15 protein-coding genes and 5 pseudogenes are annotated in these 16,219 nt (G+C 68.2%); 10 read left to right on the top strand and 10 right to left on the bottom strand.

What is annotated here, in order from left to right; genetic code table 11:
* The first annotated feature begins 86 nt into the window (after positions 1-86).
* On the top strand, positions 87-371 hold the full coding sequence (locus ACGFU7_RS34040; protein WP_393701047.1) for a DUF6207 family protein: 285 nt from the start codon (positions 87-89) through the stop codon (positions 369-371).
* 278 nt (positions 372-649) lie between these two features.
* Here the strand turns inward: ACGFU7_RS34040 and ACGFU7_RS34035 are convergent, their stop codons facing one another.
* Entirely contained in the window at positions 650-835 is a 186-nt protein-coding gene (locus ACGFU7_RS34035; RefSeq protein WP_393701095.1) for a hypothetical protein, read from the bottom strand.
* Positions 836-844: 9 nt separating this feature from the next.
* Here ACGFU7_RS34035 and ACGFU7_RS34030 point away from each other — a divergent pair.
* Positions 845-982 (top strand): annotated as a pseudogene (locus ACGFU7_RS34030) (IS5/IS1182 family transposase); the annotation flags it as partial.
* A gap of 41 nt (positions 983-1,023) precedes the next feature.
* On the opposite strand, the gene ACGFU7_RS34025 reads toward ACGFU7_RS34030, so the two are convergent.
* Together ACGFU7_RS34025 and ACGFU7_RS34020 are read right to left on the bottom strand one after the other, a co-directional pair.
* The gene (locus ACGFU7_RS34025; protein ID WP_393701045.1) at positions 1,024-2,130 is read right to left on the bottom strand and encodes a hypothetical protein; all 1,107 of its coding nucleotides are present in this window, start codon (positions 2,128-2,130) and stop codon (positions 1,024-1,026) included.
* A gap of 261 nt (positions 2,131-2,391) precedes the next feature.
* Positions 2,392-2,522 (bottom strand): annotated as a pseudogene (locus ACGFU7_RS34020) (aminoglycoside phosphotransferase); the annotation flags it as partial.
* Positions 2,523-2,538: 16 nt separating this feature from the next.
* Between ACGFU7_RS34020 and ACGFU7_RS34015 the strand changes: the two are divergent.
* Positions 2,539-2,976 carry a hypothetical protein gene (locus ACGFU7_RS34015; RefSeq protein WP_393701044.1) on the top strand — a complete coding sequence of 146 codons (438 nt, stop codon included), beginning with the start codon at positions 2,539-2,541 and terminating at the stop codon, positions 2,974-2,976.
* A gap of 211 nt (positions 2,977-3,187) precedes the next feature.
* On the top strand, positions 3,188-4,090 hold the full coding sequence (locus ACGFU7_RS34010; RefSeq protein ID WP_393701042.1) for a hypothetical protein: 903 nt from the start codon (positions 3,188-3,190) through the stop codon (positions 4,088-4,090).
* 511 nt (positions 4,091-4,601) lie between these two features.
* On the opposite strand, the gene ACGFU7_RS34005 is transcribed toward ACGFU7_RS34010, so the two are convergent.
* On the bottom strand, positions 4,602-4,889 hold the full coding sequence (locus tag ACGFU7_RS34005; protein ID WP_393701041.1) for a hypothetical protein: 288 nt from the start codon (positions 4,887-4,889) through the stop codon (positions 4,602-4,604).
* 54 nt (positions 4,890-4,943) lie between these two features.
* On the opposite strand from ACGFU7_RS34005, the gene ACGFU7_RS34000 reads away from it, so the two are divergent.
* Together ACGFU7_RS34000 and ACGFU7_RS33995 are read left to right on the top strand one after the other, a co-directional pair.
* Positions 4,944-5,675, top strand: a complete 732-nt coding sequence (locus tag ACGFU7_RS34000; RefSeq protein WP_393701039.1) for a MerR family transcriptional regulator — start codon at positions 4,944-4,946, stop codon at positions 5,673-5,675.
* A gap of 192 nt (positions 5,676-5,867) precedes the next feature.
* A pseudogene (locus tag ACGFU7_RS33995) lies at positions 5,868-6,476 on the top strand (Ku protein); the annotation flags it as partial.
* A gap of 38 nt (positions 6,477-6,514) precedes the next feature.
* Here ACGFU7_RS33995 and ACGFU7_RS33990 read toward each other — a convergent pair.
* Entirely contained in the window at positions 6,515-6,772 is a 258-nt protein-coding gene (locus tag ACGFU7_RS33990; RefSeq protein WP_393701037.1) for a hypothetical protein, read from the bottom strand.
* A gap of 324 nt (positions 6,773-7,096) precedes the next feature.
* Here ACGFU7_RS33990 and ACGFU7_RS33985 point away from each other — a divergent pair, with 324 nt between their 5' ends.
* The gene (locus ACGFU7_RS33985) at positions 7,097-8,305 is read left to right on the top strand and encodes an MFS transporter (protein WP_393701035.1); all 1,209 of its coding nucleotides are present in this window, start codon (positions 7,097-7,099) and stop codon (positions 8,303-8,305) included.
* A gap of 18 nt (positions 8,306-8,323) precedes the next feature.
* Positions 8,324-8,653: pseudogene (locus tag ACGFU7_RS33980) on the top strand (SAM-dependent methyltransferase); the annotation flags it as partial.
* 368 nt (positions 8,654-9,021) lie between these two features.
* On the opposite strand, the gene ACGFU7_RS33975 reads toward ACGFU7_RS33980, so the two are convergent.
* Positions 9,022-9,396, bottom strand: a complete 375-nt coding sequence (locus ACGFU7_RS33975; RefSeq protein WP_393701033.1) for a DUF6262 family protein — start codon at positions 9,394-9,396, stop codon at positions 9,022-9,024.
* Between the two features lie 176 nt (positions 9,397-9,572).
* Positions 9,573-10,832: a hypothetical protein gene (locus tag ACGFU7_RS33970; RefSeq protein WP_393701031.1), complete on the bottom strand. Its 1,260-nt coding sequence runs from the start codon at positions 10,830-10,832 to the stop codon at positions 9,573-9,575.
* Between the two features lie 298 nt (positions 10,833-11,130).
* On the opposite strand from ACGFU7_RS33970, the gene ACGFU7_RS33965 reads away from it, so the two are divergent.
* Positions 11,131-11,538 carry a YciI family protein gene (locus tag ACGFU7_RS33965; RefSeq protein WP_393701030.1) on the top strand — a complete coding sequence of 136 codons (408 nt, stop codon included), beginning with the start codon at positions 11,131-11,133 and terminating at the stop codon, positions 11,536-11,538.
* A gap of 8 nt (positions 11,539-11,546) precedes the next feature.
* Positions 11,547-12,692 (top strand): RNA polymerase sigma factor, encoded by a 1,146-nt coding sequence (locus ACGFU7_RS33960; RefSeq protein WP_393701091.1) that lies wholly within the window; start codon positions 11,547-11,549, stop codon positions 12,690-12,692.
* Positions 12,693-12,875: 183 nt separating this feature from the next.
* Here the strand turns inward: ACGFU7_RS33960 and ACGFU7_RS33955 are convergent, their stop codons facing one another.
* From ACGFU7_RS33955 to ACGFU7_RS33945, 3 genes and pseudogenes are all read right to left on the bottom strand, one after another.
* On the bottom strand, positions 12,876-13,028 hold the full coding sequence (locus ACGFU7_RS33955) for a hypothetical protein (RefSeq protein ID WP_393701093.1): 153 nt from the start codon (positions 13,026-13,028) through the stop codon (positions 12,876-12,878).
* A 176-nt stretch (positions 13,029-13,204) separates the two neighbouring features.
* Positions 13,205-13,363: pseudogene (locus tag ACGFU7_RS33950) on the bottom strand (PfkB family carbohydrate kinase); the annotation flags it as partial.
* Positions 13,364-13,592: 229 nt separating this feature from the next.
* The gene (locus tag ACGFU7_RS33945) at positions 13,593-15,911 is read right to left on the bottom strand and encodes a hypothetical protein (protein WP_393701028.1); all 2,319 of its coding nucleotides are present in this window, start codon (positions 15,909-15,911) and stop codon (positions 13,593-13,595) included.
* Between the last annotated feature and the right edge of the window lie 308 nt (positions 15,912-16,219).

Genomic DNA, 16,219 nt, shown 5'->3' with positions numbered 1-16,219 from the left:
AGCCCAGGTCGTCCTGTCACAGACCGCGGGCTGCGCTTTCTCTGTCTACGGGCCCGGTGGCACCCCCGCGACCTGCGGAGAGCAGCGTGACTACGGCTGTCACTCGTCCGGGCGGTCACGGGGCTGCCGACGAACCGGGCGGCCGCTTCGTCATCGGGGGTATGCGTATCGACGAGCAGCACATCACCGAGCCGGGCCTCGTTGTCCTGGACGTCACCGCCGCCGACGAGGACACCATCCGTGCGGTGATGGACAGCTTGCAGCAGTGGTGGGCCACCTCCAGGATCACTCCGGTGTGGCGTGCCGCAGGAGAGGCGGGGGTGCGGGCGCGGGTGTATGCGGACATCCGACGCCGTGCCACCACGGAGTAGATGCAGCCGCCGGGTGGGCCACGATCGTCGGGGCGGCGGGTGCGCGCGGTCTCAGCGCATCGTTCCTCTTTCGCCGTCGGCCCGGGCACGGTGTTCGGCGCGGGCAACACCCGGGCCGACGCCCTCGGCGCCCTGGGCAAGCCGCCGCGCAGGAGGGCTTACCCGAGGTCACCTTCGGCATGCCCGGGGCTGCGTTGAGCGGCCAGCGGCCGAGGGTGGGGGTGGGGCCGTATTCTCGGGCGCCTTCCGCCGGAAGAACCGGGCGTACTTCTCCAGCTTTACGTGGTGCGCTTCGGCCAGACCTGGAGCAGGTAGTGCTCTGCGATCGGCTCGTCCTCGTCCTGCACGCCATCGGGGTTGATGTCCCGGCCCCGGGCGTGCAAGCGCAGTCGGTATTCGCAGGGTCCTGCGTGAGCGAGGTTGGTCTCGTACGGCTCCTGCGGGTCTTCGCCGGTATCGCCCATGAGGGCGCGGATTATGAACGGCTCGTCCAGCATTCCGAAACTTTGATCACTTGGGCGGCGATTACGCTCATGACCAGGCGTCTCACCAGGGGCAAGAAGAATCCGAGCCGCCTGCCCATCACCCCGCCCCCGGTGGCGCACGCAGCCTGAGACATGCCTCGAACGTGGTGGCTGGGCCGACGCGCGTTTCAGGCATCGCGTACATAGGCGGTCGGAGCTTGGCCGTTCTGCGCCTGCTGCGCCCGTTCAGTCATCATTCTCGCCAATATTTCCAGCCGCGATGTGGCGAATGCCTGGTCGTCAGTGTCATAGCCATTGATACTCACGACAACTGTGCCGACACGCAGAACTAGGTAGGCGCCGCCGGGGTGCATACTGCTGGCGGGCCCTGCTACGGCCCAGAGTTCATCCCCGATTTTCGGCATCGGGACGCTGACGCCCTCCTCCTCTACCTGTCCGTCCGGGTCCCTCGACTTCTTCACGGCGCGGAGGAAGTCGCTGGCCTTGCCCGCGTCCGTGAAACCGGCGGCAATAAAGGACAGCTCGGCGTCCGGGTCCCCCATCAGGTAGTCGACGGCCTCGACCGCGACCAACCCTGGAGCTTGCCTTCCCGTCAGGTGCTCGGGCGGCTTGGGCCGTGTCCACTTTGCCGGCAGGCTTCCCGGGCCGGGGATTACCTGACGCAGATCTGCGGAACTCAGCGCCGTCACAGCTCTTTCCTGACCGGGGTCTCCCCCGGTGACCAGCCGTGTCCCGCCATAGATTCCCAAGATGACCAGGGCGAGAAAGACCAAGGCGGCACCGACCAGGGACAGACGGATGTTGCGTGTGTTGTGGAACGTCACGGGCCCGAGGGCGATTGTCTGGTTACCCCGCATCGTTGTGCCGTCAATCGTGATGCTGCCAGAGACCGAGCGTGAGGAGGCGGCAGGAGGGGGCTCTTCCAAGGCAGCGGAGATCTTCCGGGCGAACTCCGGGTCGGCCTCCAACTCGGCTCGCAGCACGGACCTGAGTGAGGCTGTCGCCTCCGGGCTCCCGGGCCGGTCGTCGACTGCCTGTACTGCCGAACGGCCACGTTCATCCGTCGCGAAGCGCTCGCGCACGATGTCTGATACCGCTTGTCCCACCCCGGTGCCCACCGAGGTCAGAGCCCCGCCTGCCATCTGCGTGAAGATCTGAACCACTGTCTCAACCATCAGCACCCCCAATTGTGTTTGCAACAACGTCCATTGTTGCCGTGGGAAGGTCGCCCTGGTGCCAAAAGGCTCAGCCAGGCGCACCGTATGCGGCGGCATGAGACACCACGAGGAACCGGACAGCCCGCCGGACTGCGGGTTGCTGGCCTGGACTGCGGACGAGTTCCGCACGAGGGACACACATCCCGTCCGCCCGAGCCACGAGAAGCTCGGGCAGGATCTCGTCCTCATCGCCGGTGTCCGGCTCGGTGCTGTCCGTCTCCTCACCCGTCCATACCCCGACACAGCCACCGCGTCTCGACGCTCCGAGTTCAGAAACAGGTACTCAACTTGTCTTTAACCTCCCGCCGGGGTGCTTGATCACTGGTGGATCGATGCGGTGAGGCGTTGCAGTGCAGCGTGGGCGGGTGGGCCCCAGGTGGGCTTGCCTCCGGGGCGGCCGTGGAGCCGGCGTCTCCGATGTGGATGCCGCTGAGGGCGCGCAGCACCGCGCAGGGAGGAACGCTCATGGCCCAGGTCGCGACACCGCCAGTGACACGCTGGACGGTGGGAATCATCGCCGATGGCGTCTTCAAGGTGTTGCTCGCTGCTGTCTACATCGTCGGCGCTGCCCCACTCGGTCATCTGCTCGGCGTGCCCGCCTGGCTGATGGTTGTCTCTGGCGTGGCCTTACTGATCGGTGGTGGGATCGAGATCGGACATGTACGGAGCCGCCCGATGCGCACTTACACGCGACTCATGGTTGCCTACGACAGCGGCTGGGTGCTGGCGGCCCTTGCCGGCCTCCTGATGGCGTGGCAGGGCAGCAGCGCCGGGGGTGAGGTGTGGATCGGGTACCAGACAGCCGCCCCCGTCGTGCTCGCCGCACTGCTGGTGGCCGCCAGCCCCACGCAGACTGCCTCGGGCACTCGCACAGAGGACCCCACCCACCGACGGCGGGCTTGATCGCCACCGATCCCGGCTGAGACCAGGACCCTTCAGCTTTCCAGCTCAGCCGGTCCCCCGAAGGGGAATAGTGCACGGTCGGAATAACCCCCTCCCGCCAGTAGTCAAAGCCCTCGCCAGGGGCTGCCTGCTCACCAAGAGACAGCACCGGAAGTCCCTACCGATGGAAAGTCACCAGCCTGTCGTTCAAGGCGAGGACGATCCCCGCGGAGTGAAGGCGATCTGGAACGTCGGCGAACCCGTCGCCCGCGCGATCACCGTGCTCGAGATGCTCCAGCCGCCCGACGTCGAGCACCTCTTCAACCGTCTCGACCATGGCCCCGGCGGCCACAAGGGACGCCGCCATGCCGCCATGACCACCGGCCGGACGAACGACAACCTCAACCACTTCGCCGCCTGGGTGAACCGCTACTGCGACACCCATGGACGCCACGACGCCATCCCCGTGCTCAACGGCCGCCCCTTCAAACTGCACACGGCCCAGTTCCGCCGCACCCTGGCCCGGTTCATCGCCCGCCGCCCCGGCGGGACCATCGCCGGAGCGCTCCAATACCGCCACCACAGCATCCAGGTCTTCGAGGGATACGCCGGCACCAGCGACTCCGGCTTCAGGGCCGAAGTCGAAAGCGAACAAGCCCTCGCCCGCGGCGAACACCTCCTGGCCGTCATCGACGCCCACGAGCACACCCACCTGGCCGGCCCGGCAGCCGCCGAGGCAGCCCGCCGACTGGAGGACTTCGGACAGCGAACCCGCCTCCAGGGCACCGTCGCCCTCGACGACCGCAGACTCCGACGGATCATGAACCGGGACGACCCCGCGATCTATCCCGGCACCTACATCACCTACGTCCACGACCCGGCCAAGGCCCTTTGCGAACGAGCCCACCAAGGAACCTTCGAAGGACTCGGCGACCACCCCCAGTGCCAGCCACTGGCCTGCCGCAACGTCGCCCTCACCAGGGAAAACGTCGACGCCTGGCGGCGGGAGGTCGAACTCCTCGACCAGGGGCTGACCGCAACGCCGCCGCTGCCGCCTCTGCTGCAGCACCGGCTGGTCCAGCGCAAGCACCAGATCGAAGACTTCCTCGCCACCACATCTCAGGAGCCCGAGTGACCCGCCGGATCGACCCCCCAACGGCGGCGCAGGTCCGCGCGGCCCTGACCCGGCTGCGGCTGCAGGCCGCCGAGACTGGCAAGCGCCCCACTGTCCTCGCCCTGGCCCGCGAGTGCGGGCTGAGCAACACCACCTTCCGCCGCCACTTCCCCGACATCGCCCGGGACATCGCAGAAGCCGCCCGGTCCAGCCCGCCCGAAGTCGGCACCCCAACCAGCCACTACGACCTGCTCGTTGCCAGGAACGCCAAGCTGAAGCGACGCAACAGGGAACTGACCGCACATCTCACGCTCGCTGCAACCTGCAGGTCACACTGGACAACCAGCGCCTGCGGCAACAGCTCGAAGCCGTCACTGGCGTCACGCGCATCGGAGCCCAAGGCCGCCGACCACACACCCAATAGCTCGGACTCCCTTGAATTCAGGATTGGTCTTCGGACGGCCGTCCTCGTATCGGGTACGGCGGGGCGAATCCAGCGGCCTGAAGCGCCGCCGCAGTGGCCGGTCGGACCTCAAATCCCATGCCCGTCGACCGCTGCCTTCAGCAGCCGGTCCAGCTCCTTCCCGGCCTCCTCGTATCCGGCGTCAGAGATCCGTTGCAGCTCGCGCAGGTCGCCGGTTTCGGCCGCGCGTCGAGTGAGCAGGAAGCCGGCGCGCATGGACCCCTCGTCCAACAGCTCGCTCAGCTCGCTGAGGGCGCCCGCTTCGTCGGCGAGGTCGGCCAGCCGGTCCAGAGCTGTCTCGTTGCCCTCGTCGGCCAGCTCGCGCAGGGTCTCCCGATCGATATTCGTCTTCTCCATGACGCCATGTTGCGACCCTGCCCCAGGGGAAAGGTCAAGTGGGACGATGACCGAGTGATCACCATCGGGCAGCTGGCCACGTACATCGGAGTGTCGACCAAGACCATTCGCGTCTACCACGACAAGGGCCTGCTCCCGGAGCCCGACCGCGATGCGTCGGGCTACCGGCGGTACAGCGCGAACGACGCCATCGACCTGATTAAAATCCGCACCCTCGCCGAAGCCGGCGTTCCCCTGGCCCGTATCCGGGACCTGAGATCTGCGACCGACGAGGAGTTCCGGCAGGCGCTGCGCGAGATCGACGACGAGCTCACCGCCCGCATCCGTGGTCTGCGGGCAGCGCAGGGGCGCCTGCGCCAGCTCGCCGCCGGGCATCTGGCACCGCTGCTTACCGAGGTCGGTGACTATCTGGAGCACCTGGCTGGCTGGGGATTCACACCTCGATGGGTGGACCTGCAACGCGACCTGTGGATCCTCGTGTTCGCCACCCATCCAGACCGCGCGATCACCCTGTTCCGCGACCAGGCCGAGATCCTGGACGACCCGGCGCTACGGCAGCTCTTCCTCGACTACGACCACGCTCACGACCTCGACGTCGACGATCCCCGCGTCGACGGCCTCGCACGCCGGATCGTCGACGCGACCCGGGACCGCTACGGACCTGACGAGCGGCCCGAGTTGGATGCAGGCTCCGAGATCCCCGCCCTCATCCAGGGCACGGTCAATGCCTCGTCCCCGGCGTGGCAGCGACTCGACACGCTCATTCGCGCGCAACTGGACGCGTGAGCGTCTGTGAACAAACCCCCGTTCTGATCTCTCCTGTGGCTGGCGAGCGGATTCAGTCGTTCAGGAGTCACGAGGAGGCGCGGTCGAACAGGTCTTGCTTTGTGTCTGCTTCCCGACGACCTCGCCGCGATCCTCACCGCCCTAACCCCGCAGCAAAGTGGTCAACGGTCACGTTCAAACAGTGGCCGCAACCGGAAGGGCGACAGCTACTACCTCGCGATCGGCGGACAGATCGCCGCCAAGCCTTACACCCTGCTCCGCAAGGCCCTGGAGCGCTCCGACAAAGTCGCCGTCGCCAAATTCGCGTGGCACAACCGCGAGCGCCTCGGCTTGCTGCGGGTACGTGAGGGCGCCATCGTGCTGGACTCGATGCGGTGGCCGGACGAGATCCGCAGCCCCGAATCCCTCACACCCAAGGCCACCGACCTGGACGACGACGAGATCGAGCGCACTGTCCAGCTCACCGACACCATGGCCATGGACGACATCTCCGGATTCCGGGACCAGTACCGTGACGCCCTGGAGGAACTGATCGCGGCGAAGTCGGAGGGCAAGGAGCTCGCCGAGCCGGCCGAGGGAGAGTAGCGGGAACCGGGCAAGGTCGTGGACCTGATGGCCGCCCTGAACGCCTCCGTGGTGGCGGCCAAGGAGGCGCGCGGTGAGCACGACGAGGACGCGACCGTGCACGAAATGCGGCCCCGCAAGAAGACGGCCGGGAAGAAGACCACGGCAAAGAAGACGGCGGCCGCGAAGAAAGGCACGGTCAGGAAGACGGCTGCGAAGAAACGCAGCGCCTCCTGACCTGGATCTACCAGATCCGCAACGGCCGCCGCTGACCCTCACCGCATCCGGATCACGGTCAACGTCCCGTGCCGCCCAGACCCGGCCAGCACCTCCACCACCAGGTCGGTCTCCACCCTCGTGTACGTCTCCCCTTCTGCCCGCCGCTCCCCCACCATCTCCGCACTGGTCAGAACGGACCCGATACGCGCCGCGAGGACGGGCTCCGGACGGGCCGACAGTCGGACCGGCCCGCTCTCGTCCCCGACCACCAGGGCCAGGTGGTATGGCCGGAGACGTGGTCCCGTGAAGCCCACCGCCAGGGCGTCCTCGGTGTCCGCGTGCCACTGGTGAAGCGTCGATATTGGAGAGTCGCGGTATTCGGCGCCCGGGACTCACCGGAGGGGCTTCCCTGCCTTCCTCAGATCGCTGGCCGAGCAAATGGATCACCTGGTTGCCGAGCAACGAAGTGCCCCATCCTGGATCTTGAAGGGCACGGAGGTGGTGTCGTGGACGGCCAGCAACTTCGCACCACTGACGGTGTGTGCGACCGCTGCTAGCCTGCGCCCATGATCAAGGGAAGATCGCCCGGCCGAAGCCGAATAGCTCACATAGCGGGGGGCAACAGGTCAGAGCGTGTATTGATCCTGGCCAGCTTCGTGAACCGAGTCGGCAATGGGCTCTTCAACACGGCGGCGGCGCTCTACTTCACGTTGGTCGTGGATCTACCGGCAGTGCAGGTGGGTGCCGCCCTCACTGTCGCCGGCTTGATCGGCCTACTCGCGGGGATACCGGGAGGTCACCTGGCCGATCGACGTGGACCGCGCACGATCATGATGCTCGCTTTGACGGTTCAAGCAGTGGCGATGTCCGCTCTCGTACTTGTCGAGAGCTGGACTGCCCTCACGGTCATCGCTACCGTTGACCGGCTTGCCGCAGCCGCTGGCGGCGCAGCCTGGGGAGCCCTCGTGGTCCGGGTCGGTACTGACCGCCCAGCGCCGTTTAGAGCAAAGCTCCGTACCTACGTCAATTTGGGCGTCGTCCTGGGAACCGTGGGTGCCGGATTTGCGGTTACAGCGAATACTCGTACTGCCTACATCGTGCTGATTCTCGGCAACGCGGCCAGCTTTGCACTGTGCGCCCTCCTCCTGTTCTTGCTCCCCAACTACAGGGCATTGGCGCCACCGTCGCAGCAGCGCCGCTGGATCGCTCTCACCGACCGTCCGTTCGTGACCTTCACAGCCCTCTATGGTGCGATGGGGCTGCAATACCCGGTGGTGTCCCTGCTTCTGCCTATATGGATCTCAGAGCACACAAACGCACCGCGCTGGACCGTGGCCGCGGTATCCGCGATCAATGCTGGAGTCTGCGTCCTATTGCAGACCAGAATCGGATCCCGCATCGAATCCCCTCGCGATGGCGGCAAAGCGTTCCGCACGGCAGGACTGCTCTTCCTCCTCAGCTGTCCGATGATGGCCCTGACCGCGCACGCTCCCGTGTGGGCGGCCGCCGGCCTCGTGGTCGCAGCTATCTTCGTCCACAGCCTCGGGGAGATATGGGAGTCCTCGGCCGGCTTCGCCCTTGGCTTCGGCCTGGCACCAGACCATGCCCAAGGCCAGTACCAAGGGCTTCTCGGGCTTGGCTTCAGCGCAGGCCAGGCGCTCGCCCCCGCCATCCTCACCACCGTCGTGCTCGGACTGGGCACGGCCGGCTGGCTGCTCCTCGGCGCGTTCTTCGCCGCTGTGGGCGCCGTCGGCCCATCGCTTGAACGCTGGGGCACGCGAACCAAATCTCGACAGGGAGCTGCAGCTGCGGGACCCAGCGGAGAACCAGACGAGGCGCACGCATAGCCGCACCCTGAGTTCTGGCGAGCGGCGCCTGATTCCCCGCTCAACGACCAACCGGCCCGACGTCCGCTCGGCCTCTACCAGGCGGCATACGCGAAGTTCGCCGACAAAATCCGCGGGACCGAACAGTTCAACGCTCCCGAACAGTGGCGATTCGACTGGGAGCAGTCCTACACGCGCGACCAATGGCTGAACCTCCTACCCACCACCGGCGGCCTCACCCAACTCCGTCCCGACCAGCTGGCCGAGATACTGGACGCGGTTGGGGACGCCATCGACTCCCTGGGCGGACGCTTCACAATGAACTACACCACCCTGGCAGCGACCGCCGTACGCGTTGGCACCTCCTGAGTCCATCCGCCAAGTCGCCGCCGACCCAGGAATCCGCGCGGCCGTTCGACGCTCTGCCGGGCGTCGGCGAAGTGCGGTCGGCCGCATGGGCGGCCATCTCGGCCGGGAGTTGCTGGCCTGGCGGGTGCCGGTGACGACCGGAATGCAGACGGAGCCGGGTGCTTCATCGGCGCGGTGCGCGTAGGCAGGGCACTCTGGGCAGGAGTCATCCTCGCGTGATCCGGATTACTGCCCGTCACTCATCACGAAAATCTTGCCTGAACCGCTTTCAGGGATCCTTCAACGTCAGCGCTGACACGTATTCGGACCAGTTCTCGCCGGCGAGCGTGGCCCAGCGTTCGGCTGTCTTGGGGTGGATGCCGAGCAGGTCAGCGATGACCAGGGGTTGCTCCGAGACCTGATTCGGCCCAGACCGCTTCCCCCAGGACTTGCGACAGCCAGGTCTCCAGCTGGCGGACTCGGACGGTCAGGCGTTTGTTGCGTTCCAGGGAGTTGGCCAGGTCGGCTTGCAGAGATGCCCGGCTCACTGCTGTCATCTGCCCGCCTGCGTCGGCCGGCGTGCGGGCGGCGGCATGGATGCGTTCGAGTAAATCGCGGTGGCGGTAGAGGAAAGTGCGATCGACCCGTGCGGCGCGGGCGAGTCCGGAGACGGTGATGTCTCCGCCCGCCTTGACGGCATTGTCGAGGGCCGTGAGGACCCGTTCGCGGCGTCGGGCGGAGTCGGCCCGTTTCCCTTCGTTCATGGGGTGGTGGGTCATCCTGCGGACCTTTCGGGACGGAGCTCGGACAGGTTCGGGGCGATGCGGGGCACGCCCAGTGACACGACACGGCGCGTGCGGGCGCACGACGGCGACAGCCTCCCGAATCTGAGAGCGATCCTCGTCGGTGAGGTCGTCCAGGTCGCCGCGGACCCGACGGATCAGGTGCCGTACGCGGGTGATCTCCTCATCGGGCGGCATGGCTTCGGTGGTGGCCCAGGCGTCGGCGGCGAACGCGGCGAGGCGTTCGCGGCTTCGCAGCAGGTCCGCGAGGTAGGTCTCCAGGTCAGGGAGGTAGGAGACGTCGGTGCGAAAGTGGCTGCACCCCACGCAGCGGAATCGGACGGGCAGTCGTGGCCGCCGGCGGCCACGTTGGAGGGTTCCGTGCACAGACCGTGGGGCACCGCGACTTCGCCGATGGAGCGGCGGGCGTACCCGGAGTCCAGGAGGAGCTGGGCCTGGCGCCAGATCCTGTTGCCGTGCCGGTCGAACTGCATCGCGGTAACCCGGTCGACCGCCTCGCGACGCCGCTTCTCGCCGACGCGGTAGTAGCCCTGGGTCGTGCTGAGCTGGCGGTGGTCCATCAGTTCTTTGAGGACGTCGGGAGCGACTCCGGCGTCGGCGTGGCGCTGGGCGTAGCTGTGCCGGTAGGCGTAGAGGAAGATCCGGGCCTTGTCGAACAGGATCTGCTCCGTCGTGCGACGGACAGCGGCGTCGACGGTGACCGTGAGGTGGAAGTCTGGGAGGCCGGTGACCCACGTGCGGTGCCACGTGGCGATCAGGCTCTCGCTGATGGGCTCGGCGCCGTGGGGGTCGCGCATCTGGGTGGGCAGCAGGACCAGGTCTCCGGCTGGGGTATCGGGGAACCGTGTGCGTACCGCGACCTGCTGTTTGGTGATCAGCGCGGCGGTGGCTGCAGCGATGGGCAGACGGCGGCGCTTGCGGTGGGACTTGTGGTTGTCGTAATCGATGGGGAGCCCTTCCGGATGATCCCCATCAGGCCACAGCCGGACGATCGCCCCGACGCGCTCGACGTGCGGCGCGGGATCGTGGCCGAGCCACGGCTCTTCGCTGTTCATCAGATCAAGCCAGTCTCGCCAGTTCTTCAGACCGAAGCAGCATCCAGGCGATGCTGTGACTCCGGTGGCGGTGTCCCGGATCCGCAGGCCACCGGGAGCGATGACGCAGTCAGCCGTCACCAGGGGTTCGGGGTGGCGCCAGATCCGCTTGCGCCACCGCACCCGCACCGGTGTGCCGAAGGGCGGGGCGTCGTGCAGGGACTGGACGTGCCGGCCGTGGCCGACCGCGACCACCCCGCAGTCCGGGCAGCCGGTCAGATCGGCGTCGGACTCGACGTCCAGCACCACCAGACCCTGTCCACCGCCAACGTTGGGATCGCGGGTGACGTCGAGGACGTGCATGCCCTCCACGCTGAACAACTCATCGGTCCGAGCTCACCACGACGCGCCAGGAGCACACATACAGTGACGCACGCGAGGCCTTCTCTTGATTCAGTTGCTTGGTCGCTGCTGATCTTGGAAGGCCTCGCTCCGTCTCGCCCTCGCGCCACGGCGTGGACCCGGACACCGCGAGGCGGCTCACCCGGGCTCATCCACGAGAGCCAAAAAAACGGGCGGCGATGTCGAGAACCCGTGGCTGGCTCCGTCCCTGTAGTGAACGCGGCCAGAATGGGCCGCACCAGTACCGAGGAGAAACACGATGGCCAAGTACTTGCTGCTCAAGCACTACCGCGGCGCGCCGGCTTCGGTCAACGACGTGCCGATGGAGCAGTGGACGCCCGAGGAGATCTCGGCCCACGTGCAGTACATGCGCGACTTCGCGGCCCGCCTCGAGGAGACCGGTGAGTTCGTCGACAGCCAGGCGCTCGCCCCCGAGGGCACGTTCGTGCGGTACGACGGCGAGGGCCGCCCACCGGTCACCGACGGCCCCTTCGCCGAGACCAAGGACCTCATCGCCGGCTGGATGGTGATCGACGTCGACAGCCACGAGCGGGCCCTCGAGCTGGCCGGGGAACTGTCGGCCGCCCCTGGGGCGGGCGGGAAGCCGATCCACGAGTGGCTCGAGCTGCGCCCGTTCCTGGCCGGGCAGTGCACCGTCACGGAGTGACCTCATCGATGAACGAGGTCCTGCTCCGGAGCCTCACACCGAGCGTGCTCGGGATCCTCGTCCGCCGCGGAGCCGACTTCGCGGCGGCCGAGGACGCCGTGCAGGACGCACTCGTCGAGGCACTGCGCGGCTGGCCGGCCGACCCGCCGCGGGATCCGAAGGGCTGGCTGATCACCGTGGCCTGGCGCCGGTTCCTCGACGCGACCAGGGCGGACGCCGCCCGCCGCCGGCGTGAGGACCTCGTCGACGAGGAGCCGGCGCCCGGGCCCGCGCCCGTGGTGGACGACACGCTCCAGCTCTACTTCCTGTGCGCCCACCCGTCGCTGACGCCATCGTCCGCGGTCGCGCTCACACTGCGCGCCGTCGGCGGGCTGACCACCCGCCAGATCGCCCATGCCTACCTGGTGCCCGAGGCGACCATGGCGCAACGCATCAGCCGGGCCAAGCGAACCGTCTCCGACGTGCGATTCGACCAGCCCGGCGACGTCGCCACCGTGCTGCGCGTCCTCTACCTGGTCTTCAACGAGGGCTACTCCGGCGACGTCGACCTCGCCGCCGAGGCCATCCGGCTCACCCGGCAGCTCGCGGCCGCGATCGACCAACCCGAGGCGGCGGGGCTGCTCGCCCTCATGCTGCTCCACCACGCCCGGCGCGCCGCCCGGACCGCGCCCGACGGCAGCCTGGTGCCGCTCGCCGAGCAGGACCGCGGCCGGTGGGACACCGAGTCGATCGCCGAGGGCGTCGGGATCCTGCAGGCGGCCCTCGCCCGCGACCGGCTGGGCGAGTTCCAGGCCCAGGCCGCCATCGCGGCACTCCACGCCGACGCGCCCACCGCCGAGGAGACCGACTGGGTGCAGATCGTCGAGTGGTACGACGAGCTCACGCGCCTGACCGACAGCCCGGTCGTCCGGCTCAACCGCGCGGTGGCCGTCGGCGAGGCCGACGGACCGCGCGCCGGCCTGGCGGCGCTCGCGGCGCTAAACGACTCCCTGCCCCGCCACACCGCGGTGGCGGCGTACCTCCACGAGCGCGACGGCGACCTGGCGACGGCGGCACGGCTGTACGCCGAGGCGGCGCAAAAGGCACCCAACCTCGCCGAGCGCGACCACCTGACGCGCCAGGCCGCCCGGCTCAACGCCCGCCGGTGTCGCTGACGGATCGCGCTCGGATTCTCCCGCGGCACTTGGCGCGGCCCCGTGGCCAGAGCGGTCGCCTCAAAGTGAGTAGGCGGGTCGAGACCAGCTGCACGACGCGTTGCCGGCGGGGAATAGACCCGCCCGCTGAAGTGCCCGGTGAAGGTGACCCATCTGCGACGGTTCGGCTGCCTGAAAAGCAGCTCACCCAGGCTCATCTACGAAGAGCCCCTTTGCTCGGGTGAGCCGGGGGCTGAGTTGGAATGTGTGGCGTTCTTCGCCGAAGGAGTGGCTGCGCAGCGGCTGGAACGGGATCTGGGCCAGTTTGCGCCGCAGGCGCGCTGTGCGGGAGTCCATGTGAACTCTTCTCTCGTCCCTCGCAACGTACCGCCGCTCGTGAAGGCCGACGAAGCCCGATGCTCACCCATCGGGCCGTACACATACAAAACGGGCGATCCTGTGGCTTCCGGCCGCCTCCGGGTGGCCGCTAAGTCCTGGCGGTAGTAGTGCACCCCGGTCCGGTCTGGGCCGGGGTCTTTGAAGTAGACGCCGGTCCGCCGGCCGGGGTCCACTCGTACGGCGCTCACGTCGACGCCCCGGGCCGCGAGGTCGGCGAGGACGCGCTGGCCGAACGGATCGGCGCCGACCAGGCCCCAGCCACGCGGCGCGGTGTCCGAGGGCGGCCAGTCCACAGGCGGCGTTGGACTCCGCCCTGCCCACGGACAGCGTCAGGGCAGGCTGCACGGCCAATGGGCGGTAGTCCGGGGGGCTGTGCATCGCCATGGTCTCGCCCATGCACACCACATCGGGAGCGGACAGGTCGGGCACGCAGGTCTCTAGGTGTCGAGGTCGTACGGGGTGTGGGTCGCGGCTGTCATCAACCGATGGAAGCCGACCGAAGCCGACGGAAGCGGCCGTAGCTCAGGCGTCGGGGGCGCCGGTCAGTCCGTAGTAGACGCGGGGCGCGCCGTCCAGCTGGAGCCTGACCCGGCCTTGGCGGGCAGTGAGCAGCCGTTCCCGGCCGAGGCAGTCCAGCTCGCGGACCGTATGGCCGACGGCGGTCACGCTCAGCTGGGTCTTGGTCCGCCAGTCGTCGACCCAGGGCTCAGGAGCTGCGAACCATGTGGAGTCGCTCTGGTGGTCGGCGTTGAGCACATAGCCGTCCTTGCGGCTCCACAGGATCGAGACCGGGCCGTCCGGCGTGCTGAACAGGAGCCCCTTGAGGTCGGGATCGGCCAGGTCCAGCCATCGCGTGAATGTCGCCTCGTCCAGGACCTGGGCGGCGGTGGCGTAGGCCAGCATGGACGGCTTGGCACTGGTGTCGCGGTTCATGAGTCCGTAGTGGTACTCGGGGTTGGCGGGGTCGGCCATCTGCGGTTTCCCCAGGACACTGTCGTGCAGTTGGTACCAGTTGACGCAGCGCACCCCTTCGGCCTTGGCGAGGGCAAGGCTGAGCAGTACGTTCTCGGCGGCGTGCCGGTAGGTGTCGTGCCACCAGCTGTTGGGCTTGGTGCAGGCGTACGCCTCAGTCAGCCACAGCTCCTTCTCGCCGTACTCCTCGATCACTTCACGTGCTTTGCGGAGCCCGCCGAGGAAGTTCCAGTACGTGCCGTTGGTGCCCTGGGTCCACTCCTGCGGCGATGGCGCGTAGTCGGGGGTGAAGTTGCCCCGGCCGGGGTGGAACGCGAATCCGTCGATGAGGTCCCAGCCGCCGGCGTCGTGGAAGTTCTCCGTCCATACGTAGTCCATGCCTGCCAGGCCCGCGTTGAGGACTTTGGTGGTGGCCCTGGCGGCGGTCAGCCGGTCGCGTACCGGCCGCAGCCCGTCGCTGACGTAGGCGGCGGCGGTCTGGCCGGTCATCCACGGCTTGTTGACCTCGTTGGCGACCTCGAACCAGTCCGCGCTGGAGCCGATCGCCTTCTGGGTGTTCGTGTCGGCCCACGCGGCGACCTCGGTGGCCGTACCGCCCAGGGGGATGCCCGCGAGTTCGATGTTGTGGTTGATGCCCGCCGCGTCGAGGGTCGCCGGGGGGAGGCCGGGCCCGCCGTCGTAGGCGATCCGGACCCGCTGGATGCCCAGCCGTTGCATCAGGCCCACGACCGAGGCGGTGTCGGGCTTGAGGAGCCACGGATAGTTGGCGATGCCGAACATGCTGTCGGCGCCTGCCTTGTAGTCGTGCGGTGGCAGCACCGCGAGGTTGGTGCGGGCGAACGCCTTGTCCGTTCCCGAGGTGGCGGTCACCTCGGTGAACACGATTCCGCGCGGTGGCGAGGTGATCGTGAACGTCCGGTTCCAGGCGGCGCCCGCCGCGACCGTGCCGTCGACGCTGCCGCGGCCGAGCAGTCGGCCGTCGAAGTCCCGTGCCCACCAGGACAGGCGCACCGCGCGGTCGGTGGTTCCGCCGTTGGCCACCTCGGCGTGCAGGGGCATCGGCAGGCCGCCCCCGTCCCAGACGGAGAACGGCTGGTCGGTCCAGACCTCGACCCCGAGCGCACGGCCCGCGCCCATCGTGCCGCCGGCTGCAGGGCGCATGGAGCCGAGCACCAGATCGGCCTCAGTCGCAGCGCCGTCGGCGGTCGCCGCGCCGGGCGCGTGGATCCAGGTGGCGTTGGTCCAGGCCGGAGTCGTCGCGGCGAGCCGGAAGTACGCCCGGGCGTCGGCCCAGGTCTCCTGGTACACCACGCCGTCATTGGTCTCGTACGGTATGCCACCGCCGGCGTCCCGGTTCCACGTCGTCAACGCGGCGAGTGACTCGGGTTCGGAAGGGGCGAGCACGGTACGTCCGAACATGAAACCGGCCGGGAGCAGGGTCGCCGAGCCGCCGACCTGCCAGCTCAGATGCGCCCGGTGCGGTGTCACGTCGAACAGGCCGCGGATCGTGATTGCCTGGGCCGCCGCGGGCAGGGTGTAGTCGACCTGGATGGCCTGTCTGCCGTCGTCGAGCGTGACGAGTGAGGGCTTTCCACCGGTTGTCCGCTGGATGCCGACGACGCTGTCCTTGGCCATGAACCCGGTGAGTCGGATGCGCTCGACCCCGCCGCCGTCGAGGACGGAGACGCTGCCGTCGACGTTCGCGGCCAGCGTGATGCCGTCGGCGGAGACAACGGCGGCGGTATCCGCGCGGGCAGCCCCGGCAGGCAGCACCGCTCCGGCGAGGCCGGCCGCGACCGCTCCGCCGAGGGTGGTGCCGAGGAAGCGGCGGCGGGGGATGGCTGGATCTGACCTGTGGTCATGCGGCATGAGGGTCTTCTTCCCTGTGGGAGTGCGGGTGACCTAATGCGGATTAGGGAGATGTCTACTCGGAGGGGAACCGGGGCGTCAAGGTCGCTGCGGGGGCCTGCGCCGTATCCGGTTCGCCGCGCTGCGTTACATGTCGGTCACACCCTTGACACCCCCGCCTAATCCGCATTAGATGCCTCCTAATCCGCATTAGGTCAAAGGGGATACCAGTGGTTGTGACCGTTCCAACTCCTATGAACCAGCGTCGACGCAGAGCGATGGTGGGCGCCTGTGCGCTCGCGGTCACGCTCACGGCCACGACAGCCAGC

It is taken from the genome of Streptomyces sp. NPDC048473 (assembly GCF_043200155.1).
Classification (GTDB): domain Bacteria; phylum Actinomycetota; class Actinomycetes; order Streptomycetales; family Streptomycetaceae; genus Streptomyces.
Note: the sequence above shows the minus strand (reverse complement) of the source record. Positions and strands in the feature narration are given on the sequence as shown.